Consider the following 760-nt stretch of genomic DNA (forward strand, 5'->3'; position numbering starts at 1 on the left):
TCAAATAACGGTGGCCGTAATGCGTGTGAGGTGTTGCCATGCACAGCATTAAACAAAAAGTGACAACGCGCTGGCGCGACATGAAGCATGCGCTCCATTGGTGGGGTATTGCGCATTTAGCTAGCCCATTAAAAGGCGAGATCGCGTTGAGCCGATTTTTAGCCTATTACCACCTTGAGCGTGAAGACATCATTGCGCGCGCGCATCAACAGGCCGCGTTATTTGCCAATGATCACGGTAGCGATTGCCGCGATTTGTAATAGTAACCACAGAGTTTGCGTCCCGACTTGAAAACGCGAAATAGTGGTAATCCCCCGGATCACAATAGGGATAACCGCCACAGCGCAAATGAAATACCCGATCGATAGCGGAATACCCAGCAAGGCATGTAAAGCCGATGCGAGAATAGCGGCTTCAATCGCAAAGAAGATAAAAGTAAACGAAGCATAAATAAGTGACGTGACTGTGGAGCCTAAGTAGCCAAACCCGGCACCTCGCGTCAAAAGATCAATGTCTAAACCGTGTTTAGCTGAGTAGTAAGCAATTGGAAAACCGGTAATAAAGAAAACCGCTGCAACGACTAACATCGCTGCAATGGTATTCACAAAGCCATAGTTAATCGTTACCGCTGCAGCAATGCTTTCAAGTGCCAAAAAAGCAGTCGCCCCTAAAGCGGTTTTGCCGACACGGCTAATACCCATACGCCGAGCTTTACGAGCGGTGAATCGTAAGGCGTAATCTTCTAGGGTTTGGTCAGCCA

General features: G+C 48.3%; 1 pseudogene. It reads right to left on the reverse strand.

The features are described 5' to 3' along the window. Nucleotides 1-230: 230 nt before the first annotated feature. Nucleotides 231-760, reverse strand: a pseudogene (locus A3756_RS27805) (hybrid sensor histidine kinase/response regulator); the annotation flags it as partial.

The sequence above is a fragment of the Oleiphilus sp. HI0086 genome (assembly GCF_001635225.1).